Genomic DNA, 14,644 nt, shown 5'->3' with positions numbered 1-14,644 from the left:
TCAATTATTCTGCAGGAATACCAGACGAAGTTGTTTTATTCAGTAAGCTCATTTGCTCCGGATATCCGTAAGTACCGTGTTCGCTGATATCCAGCCCCATCGTTTCTTCTTCTTCCGTGACGCGCAGCCCCATCGTCCATTTCATAATTCCGAGAATCAGGAACGACAGTACCAATACGAAGGCGAAAGTCCCGATCACGCCAAGCAGCTGAACCCCTAATTGTCCAAAACCGCCGCCATAGAACAAGCCTGCTTTACCTACACCTGTAGTCTCAGCCAGCTCCGGCGTTGCAAAGAGACCGGTAGAAATCGCCCCCCATACCCCGGCGATCCCGTGTACAGAGAAGGCATAAATCGGATCATCCACACCAGCGCGTTCAAACCATCTAGCCGTAAAGAAGGTCAAGATCCCAGCAACCGCACCGATGATGACGGAAGCCCAAGCATCAACGAACGCACAAGAACCAGTAATCGCTACGAGAGCCGCCAGCACACCGTTCAGCATGCTTGGAATATCCGACTTGCCCAGAACTGCCCAGGAAATGAGCAGTGCAGCAACTGCACCAGCTGCAGCAGCCAGGTTTGTTGTCATCAACACATAACCAAAGAATCCATCACCCAAAGGAGTTAATGCACTACCTGGGTTGAAACCAAACCAGCCAATCCACAAAATGATCACACCGAGTACCGTCAACACTTGGTTGTGACCTGGAATGTTGTTCGGTTTACCATCTTTATTGTATTTGCCAAGACGCGGTTTGAGCAGAATGGTTGCTGCAAGCGCCGCTGTAGCACCAGTTAAGTGAACTACCGTCGAACCAGCGTAGTCTTGCATCCCCAAGTTACCAAGCCAGCCGCCGCCCCATACCCAGTGAGCGACAATCGGATAAATCAGAACGATAAAGATCGTGCCGAAGATAATATAAACGCTGAGCTTCGCACGTTCTGCCATCCCGCCGCAAGCGATCGCCAGCGATACAGCAGCAAATGCCATTTGGAACAGGAACATCAGATTTAACGGTACGCCAATTTCAGCAAATACGCCGAACGAACCGATATCCCCTTCGCCGCCGAACAGGAACCCGGTTGTACCCAGGAAGCTGTTGCCGTCGCCAAAAGCGAAGCCAAAACCAAATAGCCACCAAGCAAGAATAGCAATTCCCAAGGTGAGGACGGTTTTGCCGGCAACGTGTCCGGCGTTCTTCATCCGAACCGTACCTGCTTCAAGAAGAGCAAAGCCTGCTTGCATGAAGAATACCAGCATGGCTGCGACGAATACGAAAAGCGAGTTCAGGCCGAGCTCCAGAACCGGAGCGGTAACCTCTCCCTCCGCTGCGAATGCCGAGACCGGAAACGCAAACGATGCAAGAAAAATGAGTACTCCGTAAAGCCATTTCTTCTTCATTTTGAACACTCCCCTAATGTTAAGTTTCCTAACACATAATGAATTGTTAATGTGATTATAAGAGAAAGCTTCAGGGATGACAATACTTTTTTCAAAAAAAATCGCTAAATTGTATGTATTATTACATTGAATGTAATGTTTTTTAATGAATCCTCCTTTAACGAATCCTCCTATAGTTACTGACAAAAATAAAGTATGACGTTTGACTGTATGCTTGTTGTTAAGTATTATGGGGATAAATAGAATAAATATAGAACTCAATCCTTTGGAATTGTCGGGAGAGGTGATGAACTTGGAGTAAAGAAACTGTACCGGATCGGAGAGTTAGCGAAGGCAGCTGATGTGAGTGAGCGTACAATCGATTATTATACGAAGCTCGGGCTGATCTCCCCGGAGAAGCGAACCCAGACAAATTATCGTTTATACAGTGCTGAAACCTTGATCAGGCTGGAACGTATTAATCAATTGAAACAGGAGAAATATACGTTGGAAGAGATCCGTGAGAAGCTGGACCAGTGGCACCGAGTTTCTCCGGAAGAACAAGTGACGGAGAAGCTAAGCTCATTAGAGCTCCATATGCAGCAGCTGGAACGCGAAGTCAAAGAGCTGGAGCCGCTCATTTCCAGCTTGCAGCCCAACCAGGCCAAACGCGCCTTCGCGAATTTGCTGCCGCAAAGCTTGGCCTGCATGGAAGCCATCCGGCTGTTATTGAATCACGGACCCTTTTCCTAACTTTTACTCCTGAAACAACCTCAGTTACTTCTTTGATAACTAAATCATATGGAGGAATGATTCATGTATTCAGACGTGATGCTGATCCCCATTCTGCTCGCATTTGGGTTGTCCCTGTGGGCGCAGTTTCGGGTCAAAGGCACATTTAACAAATGGGCGAAGGTCCAGAACCTCTATGGCTTAACCGGCCATGATGCCGCAAGACGTATGCTGGATGCGAACGGTCTCTATGATGTCCCGATCGAGCCTGTGCACGGCGCCCTGACGGACCACTACGACCCGATTCACCGCGTGGTCCGCTTGTCAGAGCCGGTGTATTATGAGAGCTCCATCTCTGCGGTAGCCGTCGCTTGCCACGAGGTAGGACACGCAATCCAGCACAAGCAGAAGTACCCGATGCTGGTGCTGCGTCATCGGATGTTCCCGGTGGTGAACTTCGCCTCGGGGGTTGCTCCTTTCTTGCTTCTGGCTGGTTTCCTGTTCGGCGCGCTGAACCTGATCGGTCTGGGGATTATCTTCTTCTCCGCGGCCGTTTTGTTCCAGATCGTGACGCTGCCGGTCGAGTTTAACGCCAGCAACCGGGCCCGCAAGATCATGCTTCAACAAGGCTTTATTTCGCCTAATGAAGCACGCGGAGTTGGCAAAGTATTAAACGCCGCGGCTTTGACTTATGTAGCTGCCGCTTTGATCTCCATTTTGGAGCTGCTGCGTTACATCCTGATTTTCACAAGCAACCGCGAATAACAAGTAAACCAAACAAAGAGGCTGCACGGTACCGAGCCCATGGGCTCGAGATCGTGCAGCCTTTTTTTTCGTCCCCACATCTCGGAGAACGTTCCATGATGATTCAATTACTGCTGCTGGTTTGGCGGCGTATCCACCTGAAGCCCAAAGTATTCCAGCAGGAACATTCGGAACGATTGGGCTACCAGCGGCAGTTTCTCGTCGACCCGATGAATCAGCCCAATGGTACGGGTGACCTTAGGTTCCGAAATCCGCACACGGATCGGCTGAAGCGTAAAGCTCTGAAACAGCGCCATTTCCGGCAGCAGACTTACGCCCATCCCAGCCGCAACCAGCCCCCGGATCGTATCGGTCTCTTCGCCCTCGAAGGCGATTTTTGGCGTAAACCCTGCCTCCAGGCAGGCATGCCAAACGATTGGCCGCAAGGAATAGCCTTTGCTGAACAAAATAAACTTCTCGTCCTTAAGCTGGCTGAGCTTGATGCTTTGCTCACCAGCCAAAGGATGCCCCGGCGGAAGGATGGCCACCAAATCCTCGGTTAATACCACATTGCCGGTGACTTGATCATGATTTTCCGGAAACGGAGAAATAAAGGCTAAATCCACTTCCCCTGAAACCACATCCCGAATTAACGTAGGATAAGTGCCTTGCCTAAAACGAAACTTCACATTGGGATACAGCTTGCGGAATTCCGCCACCACGCTGGGAATCATATGAATACCTAGGCTATTGGGGAAGCCTAAGCGAATTTCCCCTTGCTCCGGATCGAGAAATTCGTGCACCTCGCTCACGGCCCGGTCGAGATCCTTCAGAATCATCTCCACCCGGCTGCAGAATAGCTGCCCCACAGCGGTAAGGTGGAGATTCCTGCCCTTCTGCATAAACAAATTAACGCCAAGCTCCTGCTCGAGCTGGTGAATTTGCCGGCTTACCGCCGATTGGGCGACGTGCAGTTCCTCGGCAGCCTGAGTCACGTGCTCTTTCCTCGCCACTTTTACAAAATACTGCAGTTGTCTTAATTCCACGAATCTGATCGCTCCATTTCGCATGTGCTACGAACATCGAACATCTTCTGATGACATAATACTCTAAATTTAATGTACCATTTACAATCCATTGGTTCAACGCCGTTTTAACAAGCGGACAATGAGTCCATAGATAAAAAAGCCGCCGACAAGCCCGCCAAAATGAGCGGCCAGGTTGATCTTGGGAACCAATACCGAATAGATCACCCCGATAATGAGAAGGCTGTACAGCGTTTTTCGCGAGCTTTCATCCATCAGGTGACGCTGCAGCAAGGCAATGTAGAGAAACGCGCCATACACACCATAGACAGCGCCTGAGGCCCCAACCGAGATATGAGGGACCGAGCTAAACTGGTACACCCCCATACTGATGAGGTTTCCGACCAGTCCGCTGCCCAAATAGACCAAGGCATATCGCCACCAGCCGAGCAGACGCTCCAGCGGCGGCGCAAATACCAGGATCGCAAACGAGTTGGAAAACAGGTGATCAAACCCGTTGTGAAGAAACATCGCCGTAAACAACCGCCAGCTTTGTCCGGCAAAGGGCTCGATGTCGCTCATTGCCCCGAACCTTAGCAGGGTGAGCCCGTTCCTCGATCCCCCATTCAGCGTAAGCACGATAAACATCACGATGTTGGCCGCCAGGAGCAAGCAGGTAACGGGATAATATCGCAGGTAACTTCGCCAGTTTTCGTATCGTATGAAAATCATCGGATCCCTCCTTACCGTTGTTTTTCCTAATGTTGGACATTTTCTTTTCAAAACGATTATAATTAAATTTGATTGAATAAATCCATCTGACTAGGAGGAAATAAACATGGCCCAAGAACGCGCAAATGTAGCTACATTTAAAGGCAATCCGATCACGCTGATCGGCCCGGAACTTAAAGTTGGCGATACGGCTCCGGATTTCCGCTTGAATAAAAACCTGCTGGAAGAAGCCACACTCCAGGACTTCGCCGGCAAAATCAAACTGATCAGCGTGGTTCCTTCGCTGGATACAGGCGTCTGCGACGCGCAAACGCGCCGGTTTAACCAAGAAGCTGCCGGCCTTGGCGATGACGTCGTTGTGCTGACGGTCAGTGCCGACCTGCCTTTTGCCCAAGCCCGCTGGTGCGGCGCCGCTGGCGTGGATCGCGTCATCACGTTGTCGGATTACAAAGACAACTCCTTTGGCAAAGCCTACGGCGTGCTCATCAAAGAGTTCGCGCTCGACATGCGTGCCGTGTTTGTCGTCGATAAAGACAACAAGATCCAATACGTCGAAGTATTGAAGGAAATGACCGAGCATCCGGATTATGAAAAACCGGTGGCTGCCGTTAAAGCGCTGCTTTCTTAATCGAAGGCCCTTCGGCACAAACGAAAAGCGAGTAGGAGAGGAATCTCCCTGCTCGCTTTTTTTTGTCGTAGTCAAGCGGATTTACTGGTTCGAGGACACTTTATAAGCCGCCAGCTTCTTATCCAGCACAGAGAAAAGTTGAAGAATGTTACGGTAATTTGCGCCGAGATCCCCCATCGATCCACGTGTCGCCGAGTAAATATCAATCGCGCTCCGTACCGGCCCGGTGCCCACGATCGATACGGTAATGTCCATCACGCGTCCGAGGCTGGTCCGTTTCTCCAGCGTAATCTCGCCGACGGACGGCACTTCATGCAGCACCTTATAGCCCGGAATTTTCTTTAAGGTTGAGGAAACTTCCTCCCAGCATTTCTCTTTGGATAATTGATAATATCTTGTTTTGAGTTCGGGCATCTTCGCACGGTCGCTGGTCCCTTCTTGGCTGCGGAAAATGCCGATTAACGTTCGCTTGAATGACAACTGTTCTTCCTCCTTCACGATCCTGCCCCATGTGACTTGGGTATGCGTTTTCTTAATTTCTAGTTTAACATTCTTGGCAGACAAACAAAAGCGAGGCTGAACATTTTGGCACAAACAAAAAAGCACCTTGTCCCTTTTCTCAAGCGAAAAGAGTACAAGGTACCATTCTCATGCTTCATCATAGACCCGCCTATGCCGTCCGATTACATTATCTCGAACCTGCACCCGCAGGTGGGTGACCGCAACGACGCTTTTGAAGTCCCCTCATCCGATGGATAGGGCCTTTCAGCGGCGGCGCAATGTAGGTCTCCCGAGATAACTGTCATTGGTTCAAAATAACGGAAACCGAAACGCACATCGCAGGACGTACACCTATTATACGGCTTCATTAAGCAAATGTAAACTCATCTAACAAGGAAGATGATGGCAATTTAAGCCATTTTTCAATCCTTCTCTTTTTCCTCACTCGAAGGAAGTTCAAGCGCCAGGTCCTCGTCGTCTTGCTGGGTGCTACCATTATTCGAAGCGTCTTCGTTTTGGCGCATCCGCTCCACCTTCTCCTGGATCTTGTTATAAGCGATGTAGAAGTTATAAAACGCCACGAAGGCAGTTAAGCTGCCGAACCCGAAGAAGATCAACCAGCCGAAGCGTAAAGTCAGAAAACCAAGCACACCCGCGCAGATCAGCGTGGACAAGGTCCGAAACGGCCGAAGAATTGTAAACAGGATCGCATTCTTGATCAACTGAAGCGCACCCAGATGGTAATGCGCCACCAGCGAGAAGAAGTTAAACAACGACAGGGATAAGATCAACAGGAAGAACAGCATCACCATGCCAATCATCTGCAGGTTGTTCATCTGGTTCATGTAGACTTCATAGTCCACATACATAATCGCGAACAGGATCGTATAGAAAATACCGCCGACCATGCTTTGCTTGTAGTTCTCTTTGTACCCTTTGAAGTAGACTTTGATAATACTCAAGTCGCTTTCCCCCATCACCCATTTCCGAGTCACGGAAAATAAAGCGGCGGTTGCTGGAAACAGTGTAAACGGTGCCAAAACACCCATAACCCAAATCGTCAGCGTCTCCGGCTGAGGCGTCGGTGATTGCAACACCAAGAGCAGCTTCATCGCAAGGACGATCATAAATGGCGATGAGCACAGCAGCCACAGCAGGTTACTGCCGGCAATCCGCATAATCCATTCGGTAATTTTATAAAATCCGCCCATTAAACCTTTGTATTCCAAGTAAAGTTCCCCTCTCAAGCGTTGTATAGTGGATCGCTCTGCCTATATTAACTATACATGATTCGTCCAGCTCGTTCCAGCGCCTAATTTGTACTGCTTTGGGTAAGCGTCTAATCTCAACAGGCCGCTGTGCCATAGTATATACCGTAACTTCAAACCATCAACATCATCAAAGGAGGTTATCACATGTCCGGCGTAGGATATGGCGGTGGATTCTGGACTTCCACGGGTACGATTCTGGTTCTGTTCATTCTGCTCGTAATCGTGAGCCGTACAATTCATCTGTAATGAACAAACAAGAAGAAGACGGAGGTTCCTCCGTCTTCTTTCATTAATAGGATATTCGGACAACCTCCAGGATCCGCTTAATTGTCGAACGAGGAGTTGTCGTCGTATTTCGAAGGTCTGCGGTCTCCGCCGCCCGAGCTGGTACGCGGCTTGCGGTCGGAGGAACGATAGTCACGGCCGTCGCGGTTGTATCCGCCTTTGCCATAACCTCCGCGGCCGCCTTGGGAATCACGCCGGTATCCACCGCCGCGATTGCCGTAACCTGACGGTTTCCGCCCGCTGGAGCGGATGTCCGGGTTGCGGCGTTTCACGCGGATCGGTTCTTCCGGTGTCAGCTCGATGCTAACTTTCTCATTCTTGTCACCCGTGATCAGCTTAAACGCAGCCGCCAACAGGTTCACCGAATCGTATTGCTCCAAGAGCTGGATCGCAATGCCCTTGTTCTCGTTCAGTTCACCGTTCTCCACCAGCTCGATCAAGCGTTCCGCAATAATCCGTTGCTTGCCTTCGATCGCTTCAGCAATACTTGGCAGCGGCTTGCGAGCAATCTTATGACGGGTAATCCGTTCGATAAAGCGCAGGTGATCCATTTCGCGCGGCGTCACGAAGGACCACGCTACCCCTTCTTTCCCGGCACGGCCCGTACGGCCGATCCGGTGAACGTAACTTTCCGGATCCTGCGGCAGGTCGAAGTTCACGACATGGGTAACCCCGGAGACGTCCAAACCGCGCGCAGCCACGTCGGTTGCAACGAGAACGTCGATGCTGCCGTCACGGAATTTACGCATGACGTTGTCACGTTGGTTCTGCGACAGGTCCCCGTGCAGGCCGTCGGCGGAATAGCCTTGCTTCTGCAGCGCTTCGGACAATTCATCGACGCGGCGCTTCGTCCGGCCGAACACGATCGCCAGCTCTGGCGACTCCATATCCAGCAACCGGGTCAAAGCATCAAATTTCTGCCGTTCATGAACCTCGATGTACGCTTGATCAATGAGCGGCGCGCTGACCTGTTTCGGAATAACGGACACGTGCTCCGGATTTTTCAGGAACTGCTGAGCCAGCTTCTGGATATTAGCCGGCATAGTTGCGGAGAATAGCATCGTTTGACGATCTTCTGGAACCAGCTTCAGGATCGATTGAATATCGTCCATAAAGCCCATGTCGAGCATTTCGTCAGCTTCGTCCAGAACGACGGTTTTCACATCGTCAAGCTTGATCGTTTTCCGGTTGATGTGGTCAAGCAAACGGCCCGGCGTACCGATAATAATTTGGGGCTTCTTCTTTAATGCGCGAATTTGGCGTACGATGTCTTGTCCGCCGTAGATGGGAAGAGAGCGGGTACCCTTAAAGCGGGACAGCTTGCCGATTTCTTCAGCGACCTGAATGGCCAGCTCCCGAGTTGGGGTCATAACCAGCGCAACGATACGGTCTTCTTCCTTAGGGATCTTGTTGATCAGCGGCAGGCCGAAGGCCGCGGTTTTCCCCGTACCCGTCTGGGCTTGTCCGATTAAATCGCGACCGGACAATGCGATCGGGATGGATTTCGCCTGGATCGGTGTTGCTTCTTCAAATCCAAGTTCCGTAATAGCTTGCAATACTTTAGGCTCTAGGCCGAAATCTGCAAATGTGTTCAATGTATCATACTCCTTCTATATAGTGGACATTCCACCAGCTTAACGGTATTCTTAAGTAGCGTTTAGTCCTGCTTTGCCCACACTCAAAACCTGACCTCGGGGACCTTCAAACGTATATAGGCTGTCCAATCCGCCTGTAAATTTTACATAGTACTAGCTTGGTACTAGCTTGAAAAATGGAAAAGAGTACCTACTCAAGAATATCTCAAACATTATAGCACAAAACATAAATGGAATACCAGCAAGCAGGTTGGGATACTTCCTCTATTTTCGTGAGGTGAACGATGGTGTTAAAGGAAATTCGAAATGCGGTTGTCATTGTACTCGGGGCGGCTTTGATCGCTGCGGGTTTTAATCTGTTCCTTGTACCGCTTCATTTGCTCAGCGGCGGCGTGTCGGGGTTAGCGATGCTGACAGCCTACTTCACTCCACTCGATATTAGCACGATGTATCTGGCTTATAACGTGCCGCTCCTGATCGCCGGATTGTTTCTGCTAGGGAGACGATTTATCGGACTTAGCATCCTGTCGGTTGCCGCCACGACCTGGTTCATCGCCTTGATCCCGTCGCCGGACAAGCTGCTGTCGTCGGATACCCTGCTCTCTGCGGTATTCGGCGGCGTGCTGGTCGGCATCGGCAGCGGGATCTCGTTCCGCGTCGGCGGCTCGTCCGGCGGGTTCGATATCGTGGGTTCGATCGTGACCCGTTTCCGCGATTTCCCCGTCGGCAATGTGATCGTCGGATTAAACGGCTTCGTCATCCTAGCGATGGGGTATCTCGAGGGCAACTGGGATCTGGCTTTGGCTTCCATGGTCTCCATTTATATTACCGGCAAGGTCGTTGACCTGATCCATATCAGCCATATCAAAGTCACGTTGTTCATTATCACCGACAAAACTGAAGCGCTGCTGGAACGACTGCTGACGCTGCCGCGCGGGGTAACGCTGATGAAAACCCAAGGCGCCTTTTCCCATAAGGAAAAAGATATGCTGATGACCGTCACGACCCGTTATGAGCTGGCTGAACTGCGGGAAATCATCAAGCAAACCGATCCCGCTGCCTTCGTCAATATCGTGGAAACGGTCGGGGTCATGGGCTCGTTTCGCCGTCATTAAGTGTTTTCTTGAAAGAAGCGGTCGTTTTCAAACAGCCGCTTCTTTGTTATAATAGTCACAGCGGTTCCTTCACAATTTCAAAGGGTTCAGCTTTACCCCGTATTTCACAGGCTTTTTGCTTTTCCGATTTAGGATTGATTCCGCGGCGAATGATTCTGAAAGGAAAGGGTGATGGATGTGGAAATGGAAACGGTAAGACTGGAACAAATCGTAAAGAAATGGTTTCCGGATATGCTGCCTTTTCTGAACCAAAAGGAACTGAATTCTACGATTCTCCTCCGGGATGGCCTGACCATCTTGGAACCGCAGGATGCGCTGGAGATTATTCAATTCAGCATCTGCGAGCATCAAAACCCGGCGTTGCTTCATTAATATGTAACGCTTCCATGCAGGATGAGTCGTTTCTTCTGCTTATGCAGGGGAAACGACTTTTTGCGCTTTATCGTCTATGAAACTCTGAAACTTTTTACCAATTATGACATTCCTGTTCCCTCTGAGGGCCGCTCTTCCGATATAATTAACAGCGAGTGCAAACAAGGGAGAGATATCATGTGAACATCATCTGGACATTACTACTTCTGGCCTTGGGAACAGGCAGCGGAGCAGCGCCTCAGGAGCAGGCAACGGGGAACGAAGCCATACAGGCGGACACGATGTGGGCATCGGTCGCTCACACTTTTAAGGTAAATCTAGCAGAAGGCCGCCTGGACAATCCGATCAAACCATCGGAACTGAAAGTAAACCCGCAGGTGGATGCCCCTAAAGTGAAAGGCATTTACGTTACAGCTTATAGTGCCGGGGGATCCCGTATGGATCAGCTCGTTGATCTCGTCGACCAAACCGAGCTGAATGCGATGGTCATCGACATTAAGGACGATTTGGGATATATCACGTACAAGACCGATAATCCCGAGCTGAACAAATGGGGGAAACCGCAGCCGTTCATCCGTGACATCGATGCGTTAATGGCCCGATTGCAGAAGCATGATATTTATCCAATTGCCCGGATCGTCGTGTTTAAGGATACGATTTTGGCCAAGAAGCATCCGGAGCTCTCCTTCCGCCATAAGGACGGATCGGTATGGAGCAACGGTAAAGGAGACAGCTTCGTAAATCCTTATAACAAAGAGGTCTGGGATTACAATATCGCAATCGCGAAGGAAGCAGCGGAACTAGGCTTTAAGGAAATCCAATTCGACTACGTGCGTTTCCCGGAAGGCTTCGAGAAGCGCGCAGACAGTCTGAGCTATACGAAAAATGAGATGAGCCGCGTCGACGCCGTCTCCTCGTTCGTCAAATACGCCATGGAGCAGCTGGAGCCGTTAGGGGTTCGAGTATCCGTTGATATTTTCGGGTACGCCGCATCCGTGCCTTCGGCCGAAGGCATCGGCCAGGATTTTGTGAAGATCTCCGACAACGTGGATGTTATTTCTCCGATGATTTATCCTAGCCATTATACAACCGGTTGGTTTAATGCGAAGGACCCCGACAAAGCACCTTATCAGACCATTAAGGGTGCGGTGCAGGATACACAAACGAAGCTCGCGGAACTAGGCGATAAGCAGCCGATCATTCGTCCGTGGATTCAGGACTTTACCGCCAGCTGGCTGGGAAGCGGTCATTATATCAAATACGGCAAGCATGAAGTGGAAGAACAAATTCGGGCGCTGAAGGAAATGAAGGTGGATGAGTTCCTGCTCTGGAACGCCTCCAACCGTTATACTTCCGGCGTCGATTATGAATAATAAAGCTGCACCGCCGTCAAACCCGGGCCCGCTGCCCGGGTTTGACGGTTGGTTGGGCTTGTACTCAAGTAACTAAATGATCGGAGTTAAGTTGGTTTATGAAACAAACGCATACGCTAAAGCAAAAATACGCTCAATTTTTACGCATATTGGTTCCGATTCTGATCACCCAGGTCACGATGTCGTTGATGACTTTCTTCGATACGATGATGTCCGGCCATGCGAGTCCGGCAGACCTGGCCGGCACAGCGATCGGTTCAAGCCTGTGGATTCCGGTGCAAACCGGACTCAGCGGCATCCTGATGGGCATCACGCCCATCGTTTCTCAGCTGATTGGTGCCGGGGCGAGGGACAAAGTAGGCTATCACGTCATCCAGGCGTTATGGTTATCGGTAGCCGTGAGCCTGGTCGTCCTGCTTGCCGGTGCGCTGTCCGTCTCCCCCGTGCTGAATTCGATGGATCTGGAGCCTAAGGTCCACCATGTTGCTTTCTATTTCCTAGTGGCGATTTCCTCGGGAATCGTACCCTTGTTTGGTTACATCGTGTTGCGGTCGTTTATCGACGCGCTGGGGCAGACCCGGGTATCGATGATGATTACGCTGATCTCGCTTCCGTTAAATGTGGGCGCCGGATACTTGCTTATTTTTGGCCACGGCGGCTTCCCACGTCTTGGCGGCATCGGCTCCGGGATCGCTACGGCTTTTACGTACTGGTGCATTTTTCTCATCGCCTTGTGGATCGTGCATCGGCAAGAACCGTTCGCGGCGTACGGCGTCTTCCGCAAGCTGCATCGCGTCTCACTGGCAAAATGGCGTGAGCTGATGCGTCTCGGCGTCCCGATCGGCTTCGCCATCTTCTTCGAGACGGCGGTCTTCGCCGCTGTGACGCTGCTCATGAGCCGGTTCGATACGGTGACGATCGCCGCCCACCAAGCGGCGAACAATTTCGCCTCAACGCTGTACATGATTCCGCTCAGCATCTGTCTGGCGCTGACGATCCTCGTGGGCTTCGAGACCGGAGCCGCCCGGCTGAAGGATGCCCGGCAATACGCGGCGCTTGGCATCGGCACCGCCGCCGCTATGGCTTTGGCCACCGCCGTCCTGCTGATGCTGTTCCGTCAAGGCGTCGCCCAGCTCTACTCAAGCGAACCCGAGGTCGTATCGCTGATCAAGCACTTTCTGGTGTACGCAATCTTCTTCCAGATGTCCGATGCCATTGCAACGCCAACCCAAGGCGTGCTGCGCGGTTACAAGGACGTCAGTCCCGGCTTCTGGATCTCGCTGCTCGCTTATTGGATCATCGGACTGCCGCTGGGGTTCGTCCTGGCCAACTACACCTCGCAAGGCCCTTACGGATACTGGATTGGTCTCATTACCGGTCTGGCCGTCGCCGCCGTTCTGCTGCTGTATCGCCTGATCGTGATCCAGCGCCGCCTGGCCAGCCGTCAGATTCATCCTGCGGAAGCGCAATAAAAGCAGAGAAGCCCGTGACCTTCATTCGGTCACGGGCTTCTGTCATTAGCGCGGTTCGCCGATAGCCACCACGTACCCGGCCCCGGGCACGATCCGCTTCTTCTCCACAATCGACAGCTCCGTGATTGTGGGAGCGGGCAGCACCTGCCGCTGCAAATGCTCTTCCGCCGCAGCAAACGCCTTCTCCTCCCCTTCGGCAGCAATGATGATCGTAAACGGACCGGCGGAGGTGTCGGCCTCCAAACGATACAGGTACATGTGAGATCCTCCTCTGACCCTTAAGCTCAACTTATTATAGCAAACTTCCCCATATCGTGGAGTTTCATCAACGGGCATCAAGAAGAGGCCGCCCCAACAGGGAGCGGCCTCCTTCATCCATATCGGTTACTTGGCATAGGGATTAAATTCGTTGGTATACAGATCCTCCGGTTTCAATTGCCCCTCCTTCAGTTCACCCTCGTTAACCAACCAATCGATCCAGCGCTGGTATTCCTCCGGAGTAATCACTCCTCCTTCCGTAGCAATCCCTGGACTCTTCCAGTATTTCAGATTCAGGCTTGCGTCCTTGCCGTCTCTCTTCTCTACGATGCTTTCCATTCGCTTGATCACTTCTTCCCGCGGCGTGGTGCGTTCCCATTCGATCGCTTTTGCGACGCCTTCAACGAATTGCCTTACCGTGTTCGGGTTATTCTTAATGTACTCCTCGGTAAAAAGTAATCGCCCGCCGTAAACTCCGTCTGATAAACGTCGATATCCCTGAATAATTCCACGAGGCCGCCCTTTTCCAAAGCCCGGTCTCTGGCCACGCCGCTCAATAGGACGACTTCGATCTGCCCGCTGCGCAAAATTTGCTCCGCGTTTCCAGAGGGCACCGTAACCAAGGTGACTTGGCTGATTTCTTTCTCGGTTAATCCGCCTAGACGCAAGTAATCCTTGGTCATAAATTCCAAATGCGCGCCTAACGTGTTCACTCCGACCTTTTTGCCGATAAAATCTTTGGCCGTCCGGATGGAGCTGCTCTCCAGCACATAAGCGCCGATATACGTATCTTTATCGCTGCCGTACGAGCCGACCACGGATTTGATCTTTACGTTCTGGGCCACCGATTTAATGATCGCCCCGTTAAAAGCCGATCCAAAATCGGTCTGCTTCGTCGCCGTTAATTGAATGCTTTCCGGACCACCTGTCGTACTCCCGATCGACTCCAGCTTCACATCCCCCAGATAGCCGAGGTCCTCTGCCAGCTCCGGGAATGACACCGTGCCTGGGGACGAATTGTATTGGAGGACCTTATCTTCTCCTCCGTTCGCCTCGGCCCTGCCCCCAGCGCAACCCGCCAGCAAGGCCCCGGCAACCAGCACCACCGCCAGCAGCGTTATGGATTGTCTCCTTGGTTTATGCATTTACTTACACCG

17 protein-coding genes and 1 other RNA gene are annotated in these 14,644 nt (G+C 51.5%); 8 read left to right on the top strand and 10 right to left on the bottom strand.

The window, feature by feature from the left end:
* Positions 1-4: 4 nt before the first annotated feature.
* Positions 5-1,405, bottom strand: a complete 1,401-nt coding sequence (locus NSQ80_RS07515; protein ID WP_260070049.1) for an ammonium transporter — start codon at positions 1,403-1,405, stop codon at positions 5-7.
* 270 nt (positions 1,406-1,675) lie between these two features.
* Here NSQ80_RS07515 and NSQ80_RS07510 point away from each other — a divergent pair, with 270 nt between their 5' ends.
* Both NSQ80_RS07510 and NSQ80_RS07505 read left to right on the top strand, forming a co-directional pair.
* Positions 1,676-2,137 (top strand): MerR family transcriptional regulator, encoded by a 462-nt coding sequence (locus tag NSQ80_RS07510; protein ID WP_036643684.1) that lies wholly within the window; start codon positions 1,676-1,678, stop codon positions 2,135-2,137.
* 63 nt (positions 2,138-2,200) lie between these two features.
* On the top strand, positions 2,201-2,881 hold the full coding sequence (locus NSQ80_RS07505) for a zinc metallopeptidase (protein ID WP_009222793.1): 681 nt from the start codon (positions 2,201-2,203) through the stop codon (positions 2,879-2,881).
* 107 nt (positions 2,882-2,988) lie between these two features.
* Here NSQ80_RS07505 and NSQ80_RS07500 read toward each other — a convergent pair whose 3' ends face one another.
* Positions 2,989-3,906 carry a LysR family transcriptional regulator gene (locus tag NSQ80_RS07500; RefSeq protein ID WP_009222792.1) on the bottom strand — a complete coding sequence of 306 codons (918 nt, stop codon included), beginning with the start codon at positions 3,904-3,906 and terminating at the stop codon, positions 2,989-2,991.
* A gap of 96 nt (positions 3,907-4,002) precedes the next feature.
* Positions 4,003-4,617, bottom strand: coding sequence for a rhomboid family intramembrane serine protease (locus NSQ80_RS07495; RefSeq protein WP_260070048.1), 615 nt, complete (start codon positions 4,615-4,617; stop codon positions 4,003-4,005).
* A gap of 106 nt (positions 4,618-4,723) precedes the next feature.
* On the opposite strand from NSQ80_RS07495, the gene tpx reads away from it, so the two are divergent.
* On the top strand, positions 4,724-5,245 hold the full coding sequence (gene tpx / locus NSQ80_RS07490) for a thiol peroxidase (protein WP_009222790.1): 522 nt from the start codon (positions 4,724-4,726) through the stop codon (positions 5,243-5,245).
* An 81-nt stretch (positions 5,246-5,326) separates the two neighbouring features.
* Here the strand turns inward: tpx and NSQ80_RS07485 are convergent, their stop codons facing one another.
* From NSQ80_RS07485 to NSQ80_RS07475, 3 genes are all read right to left on the bottom strand, one after another.
* The gene (locus NSQ80_RS07485) at positions 5,327-5,725 is read right to left on the bottom strand and encodes a DUF1499 domain-containing protein (RefSeq protein WP_016312740.1); all 399 of its coding nucleotides are present in this window, start codon (positions 5,723-5,725) and stop codon (positions 5,327-5,329) included.
* A gap of 179 nt (positions 5,726-5,904) precedes the next feature.
* Positions 5,905-6,094, bottom strand: a non-coding RNA gene (ssrS, locus tag NSQ80_RS07480) — 6S RNA.
* Between the two features lie 74 nt (positions 6,095-6,168).
* A complete protein-coding gene (locus tag NSQ80_RS07475) occupies positions 6,169-6,975 on the bottom strand; it encodes a DUF624 domain-containing protein (RefSeq protein WP_009222788.1) in 807 nt (268 codons plus the stop codon).
* A gap of 186 nt (positions 6,976-7,161) precedes the next feature.
* Between NSQ80_RS07475 and NSQ80_RS07470 the strand changes: the two genes are divergently transcribed.
* Positions 7,162-7,263 (top strand): hypothetical protein, encoded by a 102-nt coding sequence (locus NSQ80_RS07470; RefSeq protein ID WP_009222787.1) that lies wholly within the window; start codon positions 7,162-7,164, stop codon positions 7,261-7,263.
* A gap of 77 nt (positions 7,264-7,340) precedes the next feature.
* Here the strand turns inward: NSQ80_RS07470 and NSQ80_RS07465 are convergent, their stop codons facing one another.
* The gene (locus tag NSQ80_RS07465) at positions 7,341-8,897 is read right to left on the bottom strand and encodes a DEAD/DEAH box helicase (RefSeq protein ID WP_009222786.1); all 1,557 of its coding nucleotides are present in this window, start codon (positions 8,895-8,897) and stop codon (positions 7,341-7,343) included.
* Positions 8,898-9,184: 287 nt separating this feature from the next.
* Here NSQ80_RS07465 and NSQ80_RS07460 point away from each other — a divergent pair, with 287 nt between their 5' ends.
* The 4 genes from NSQ80_RS07460 (at position 9,185) to NSQ80_RS07445 (ending at position 13,229) form a co-directional block, all read left to right on the top strand.
* Positions 9,185-10,012 carry a YitT family protein gene (locus tag NSQ80_RS07460; protein ID WP_036643866.1) on the top strand — a complete coding sequence of 276 codons (828 nt, stop codon included), beginning with the start codon at positions 9,185-9,187 and terminating at the stop codon, positions 10,010-10,012.
* Positions 10,013-10,183: 171 nt separating this feature from the next.
* Positions 10,184-10,384: a hypothetical protein gene (locus NSQ80_RS07455; protein WP_009222784.1), complete on the top strand. Its 201-nt coding sequence runs from the start codon at positions 10,184-10,186 to the stop codon at positions 10,382-10,384.
* 179 nt (positions 10,385-10,563) lie between these two features.
* Positions 10,564-11,757 carry a putative glycoside hydrolase gene (locus tag NSQ80_RS07450; RefSeq protein ID WP_339301970.1) on the top strand — a complete coding sequence of 398 codons (1,194 nt, stop codon included), beginning with the start codon at positions 10,564-10,566 and terminating at the stop codon, positions 11,755-11,757.
* A 98-nt stretch (positions 11,758-11,855) separates the two neighbouring features.
* Positions 11,856-13,229 (top strand): MATE family efflux transporter, encoded by a 1,374-nt coding sequence (locus NSQ80_RS07445; RefSeq protein ID WP_009222782.1) that lies wholly within the window; start codon positions 11,856-11,858, stop codon positions 13,227-13,229.
* Positions 13,230-13,274: 45 nt separating this feature from the next.
* On the opposite strand, the gene NSQ80_RS07440 is transcribed toward NSQ80_RS07445, so the two are convergent.
* From NSQ80_RS07440 to NSQ80_RS07430, 3 genes are all read right to left on the bottom strand, one after another.
* Positions 13,275-13,487 (bottom strand): DUF3906 family protein, encoded by a 213-nt coding sequence (locus NSQ80_RS07440; RefSeq protein ID WP_036643682.1) that lies wholly within the window; start codon positions 13,485-13,487, stop codon positions 13,275-13,277.
* Positions 13,488-13,613: 126 nt separating this feature from the next.
* Positions 13,614-13,826, bottom strand: coding sequence for a hypothetical protein (locus tag NSQ80_RS07435; protein WP_339301969.1), 213 nt, complete (start codon positions 13,824-13,826; stop codon positions 13,614-13,616).
* Positions 13,827-13,900: 74 nt separating this feature from the next.
* Complete coding sequence (locus NSQ80_RS07430; RefSeq protein ID WP_339301968.1) at positions 13,901-14,632, bottom strand: ABC transporter substrate-binding protein; 732 nt, start codon at positions 14,630-14,632, stop codon at positions 13,901-13,903.
* Positions 14,633-14,644 lie beyond the last annotated feature (12 nt).

This window comes from Paenibacillus sp. FSL K6-2441, from assembly GCF_037964765.1.
Classification (GTDB): domain Bacteria; phylum Bacillota; class Bacilli; order Paenibacillales; family Paenibacillaceae; genus Fontibacillus; species Fontibacillus phoenicis.
This window is presented reverse-complemented; position numbering and strand designations above follow the sequence as displayed.

Bases quoted from the DNA above. Each gene is read 5' to 3' on its own strand.
- NSQ80_RS07515 (WP_260070049.1), bottom strand. From the start codon at position 1,405: ATGAAGAAGAAATGGCTTTACGGAGTACTCATTTTTCTTGCATCGTTT.
- NSQ80_RS07430 (WP_339301968.1), bottom strand. From the start codon at position 14,632: ATGCATAAACCAAGGAGACAATCCATAACGCTGCTGGCGGTGGTGCTG.
- NSQ80_RS07435 (WP_339301969.1), bottom strand. From the start codon at position 13,826: ATGGAAAGCATCGTAGAGAAGAGAGACGGCAAGGACGCAAGCCTGAAT.
- NSQ80_RS07505 (WP_009222793.1), top strand. From the start codon at position 2,201: ATGTATTCAGACGTGATGCTGATCCCCATTCTGCTCGCATTTGGGTTG.
- tpx (WP_009222790.1), top strand. From the start codon at position 4,724: ATGGCCCAAGAACGCGCAAATGTAGCTACATTTAAAGGCAATCCGATC.
- NSQ80_RS07470 (WP_009222787.1), top strand. From the start codon at position 7,162: ATGTCCGGCGTAGGATATGGCGGTGGATTCTGGACTTCCACGGGTACG.
- NSQ80_RS07455 (WP_009222784.1), top strand. From the start codon at position 10,184: ATGGATGTGGAAATGGAAACGGTAAGACTGGAACAAATCGTAAAGAAA.
- NSQ80_RS07440 (WP_036643682.1), bottom strand. From the start codon at position 13,487: ATGTACCTGTATCGTTTGGAGGCCGACACCTCCGCCGGTCCGTTTACG.
- NSQ80_RS07495 (WP_260070048.1), bottom strand. From the start codon at position 4,617: ATGATTTTCATACGATACGAAAACTGGCGAAGTTACCTGCGATATTAT.
- NSQ80_RS07445 (WP_009222782.1), top strand. From the start codon at position 11,856: ATGAAACAAACGCATACGCTAAAGCAAAAATACGCTCAATTTTTACGC.